The 3,101-nt window shown below is 72.6% G+C and carries 4 protein-coding genes; all 4 read right to left on the bottom strand.

Translation table 11 applies throughout. The features are described from left to right. Window positions 1-42: 42 nt before the first annotated feature. Window positions 43-621 (bottom strand): YecA family protein, encoded by a 579-nt coding sequence (locus tag E8M80_RS25550; protein WP_137128540.1) that lies wholly within the window; start codon window positions 619-621, stop codon window positions 43-45. Further along, window positions 618-2,156 (bottom strand): IS66 family transposase, encoded by a 1,539-nt coding sequence (gene tnpC, locus E8M80_RS25545; RefSeq protein ID WP_137128541.1) that lies wholly within the window; start codon window positions 2,154-2,156, stop codon window positions 618-620. Before tnpC ends, E8M80_RS25550 begins: the two co-directional genes overlap by 4 nt. 64 nt (window positions 2,157-2,220) lie before the next feature. Beyond that, on the bottom strand, window positions 2,221-2,565 hold the full coding sequence (tnpB, locus tag E8M80_RS25540) for an IS66 family insertion sequence element accessory protein TnpB (RefSeq protein WP_137128539.1): 345 nt from the start codon (window positions 2,563-2,565) through the stop codon (window positions 2,221-2,223). After that, window positions 2,562-3,020, bottom strand: a complete 459-nt coding sequence (gene tnpA, locus E8M80_RS25535; protein ID WP_137128538.1) for an IS66-like element accessory protein TnpA — start codon at window positions 3,018-3,020, stop codon at window positions 2,562-2,564. The genes tnpB and tnpA overlap by 4 nt, the downstream gene beginning before the upstream one ends. Between the last annotated feature and the right edge of the window lie 81 nt (window positions 3,021-3,101).

Genomic DNA, 3,101 nt, shown 5'->3' with positions numbered 1-3,101 from the left:
TCGTAAGCGTCGTCTGGGCCCCACGGCCGCGGTGAATTGGGTTCAGGATGCTGCGGCGTGATGTCGCCAGTAGTCGCGGATGGCGCAGACGGCTTCGGGGATGTGGTGGTAGGCGCGGGCGATGTGGTCGCGGACCTCCGTAGGGCGATCGGCGATGAGCTTCTCGACCTCCTCGGCTTCCGAGCATGCGATGATCGGCAGCATGAGGCCGACATGGTCGTTGCGCTCGAACATGGGGCGCCAGGCGTCAGGCCATCGCTTGACCGCGAACATGAAGCCCGCGGCCCAGGGCTGGGCGAGGACGGTGCCGTCGTCGGTCAGCATGTAGAGCGGGTTCCAGCGCCGGCCGGCGTCGATGTGCAGCGCGCGGTGGACGGCGTGGCGGTGATCGAGCACGGCCTGCACGGCGGCGAGGCCCATCGGCGTGGTTGGCAGGCTTGGTCCGAAGATCACGCGCAGCCAGGCGTCGGTGGCGATGCGCTCGGGGCCGACGACGAGGGCGGCGCAGAACCCGTCGATGGCGGAGACGGTCCAGTTGCGGCGGGCGATGTCGGGCTGGCCGGCGAGCCAGGCCTCGAGGTCGTCGAGGGCCAGCGCCGGGATCCGGGCGCGGCGGGTCATGCCGCGGCGGCGGTGCCAGCCTGGCGCCAGTTCCAGGGCAGCAGGGTGGCGAGCTGCGTCGAGCGCACCTCGCCGCTGACCATCCGCTCCAGCACGTCGCGCAGCCAGGCCTGCGGGTCGAGGCCGTTCAGGATGGCGGTGCGGATCAGCGTGGTGGCGATCGCCCAGCTCTCGCCGCCGCCTTCGCTGCCCGCGAAGAGCGCGGCCTTGCGCGTCACCGCCACCGGGCGGATCTCGCGCTCCACGACGTTGGTGTCGAGTTCGAGCCGGCCGTCGGTCAGGAAGCGCTCCAGCCCGGCCCAGTGGCGCAGGCCGTAGCGGATGGCCTTGGCGAGCGCGCTGTCGCGGCTGACGCGGTCGAGTTGCTCGCGCAGCCAGCCCTGCATGGCGGCGACGAGCGGGGCGCTGCGGACCTGGCGCATGGCGGCGCGGGCCTCTGGCGACTGGCCGCGGATCTCGCGCTCGATGGCGTAGATCTCGCCGATGCGCAGCAGGGCCTCGGCGGCGATCGGCGAGGCTGTGCCGGCGTGGATCTCGAAGAAGCGCCGGCGCAGATGCGCCCAGCAGAAGGCGAGCACGACCGAACCGTCGTTGCGCCCCCTCTCCAGCGTCTTGAAGCCGCCGTAGCCATCCACCTGCAGTACGCCGCGGAAGTCGGCGAGATGGGTGGCGGGGCGGATGCCCTTGCGGTCCGGGGCGTAGAGGTAGGCGACCGCCGGCGGCCCGGTGCCGCCGCAGGCGCGGTCGTCCACCGCATAGGCCCAGAGCCGGCCGTCCATGGTCCGTCCTCGGCCGCGTTCGAGCGTCGGCAGCGGCGTGTCGTCCGCGAAGACCCGCGCGTTGGCGGTGATGTGGGCGAGGATCAGCCCGTGCAGCGGCCGCAGCCACCAGCAGGCCTTGGCGACCCAGTCGCACAGCGTCGAGCGGTCGAGGTGGATGCCCTGCCGCGCCAGGATCGCCGCCTGGCGATAGAGCGGCAGGCCGTCGCCGTACTTGGCGACCAGCACCTGGGCGAGCAGCGCCTCGGTCGGCAGGCCACCGGGGATGGCGCGTGCGGGAGCCGGGGCCTGGTGCACGCCCTCCTCGCAGCGTCGGCAGGCATAGCGCGGGCGGATGGTGACGCGGACGCGCAGTTGTGCCGGCACCACGTCGAGCCGTTCCGACCGATCCTCGCCGATCCGGCGCATCGCGGCCCCGCAGCAGGGGCAGCCCTGGTCGGCGAGGTCGAGCACCTCCTCGATCCGCTCGAGATGCGCCGGCAGCGCGCCGCGGTTGCGCCGGCGTGATCCCGTGCTGGTGTTGTCGCGGGGCCTGGCCGGCGTGTCGTTCGCCGGCTCCGGCGTCAGCGGCGCGCGGCCGAGTTCCAGGGCAAGCTGGCCGGCCTCGACGCGCTCACTGCTCTGCCCGAAGCGGGCCCGCTGGAGGCCTTTGATGATCTGCTCGAGGGCGGCGATCCTCGCCTCCGCCGCAGCCAGCTCGGCACGCAGCAGCGCGGTCTCGTCGGGTTGGTCGGTGCTCTGCGGGGCGTCGTCCAGCACGTGGGAATCGTCACCGACGCCGCCGCGTCGCGGCAAGCGGAAATCGACCGTGGTGCGGTGATCACGTCGCGCTCGGCCGCCAGGTCCGCTGTGGGTTCCGCCAATCGATGCCCTCGAGCAGCATCGAGGCCTGCGCGGCGGACAGCGCGATGCTGCCGGTGTTCGTCACCGGCCAGGGGAAGTGGCCCCGTTCCAGCCGTTTGGCGAACAGGCACAGGCCCTGGCCATCGTACCACAGGCATTTCACCAGCCGGCCGCGGCGGCCGCGGAAGATCCAGACCGCGCCGACGAAGGGATCGGCGCCGAAGGCGTGCTGAACCAGCGCCGCCAGCCCATCCATGCCGCGGCGCATGTCGGTCTGGCCGCAGGCCAGGAAGATGCGCGTCCCCGGCGCCGGGCCGATCATGAGGGCGCCAGCGCCGCGAGAACGCGGCGCAGGGCCGCGCCGTCCACATCGGCGCCGACGCACACGACCGCGCCGCCCGGCAGCGTGATCTCCATTCGGCCAGGCAGCGCCGGCACGGTGTTGGAACTGCGCGTCATCGGGTCCGGCGGTGCGGCCTCGGGTTCCGCAGCCGGAGCCAGGGTGACCTGGGCGAAGGCCGGTACCGGCGGCTCGCCGAACTCGCCGGCCAGCAACTGCCGCCGCCACGTGTAGAGCAGGCCCGTCCCGATGCCCCAGCGCCGCGCCACCTCCGCCGGCATCGCGCCGGGCTGCATCGCCTCGCTGACGATCAGGCGTTTCTGGTCCGCCGACCACGCCCGGCGCCTCTCGCCACGGGTGATTACCTCCACCACCTCGCTGCGCACGCTCCTACGACTTCTCGTATGAGCGCTCGCAGTCTCCACCTCGATCTCCATCGGCCACCCCGCCACGACATCAGCCGCGACAGCGCACCATTAGAAACCCGTGCCGCAAGGTGTGGCCCAGACAGCGGATAC

Source organism: Roseomonas sp. HF4 (assembly GCF_005222755.1).
Lineage (GTDB): Bacteria > Pseudomonadota > Alphaproteobacteria > Acetobacterales > Acetobacteraceae > Neoroseomonas.
Note: the sequence above shows the minus strand (reverse complement) of the source record. Positions and strands in the feature narration are given on the sequence as shown.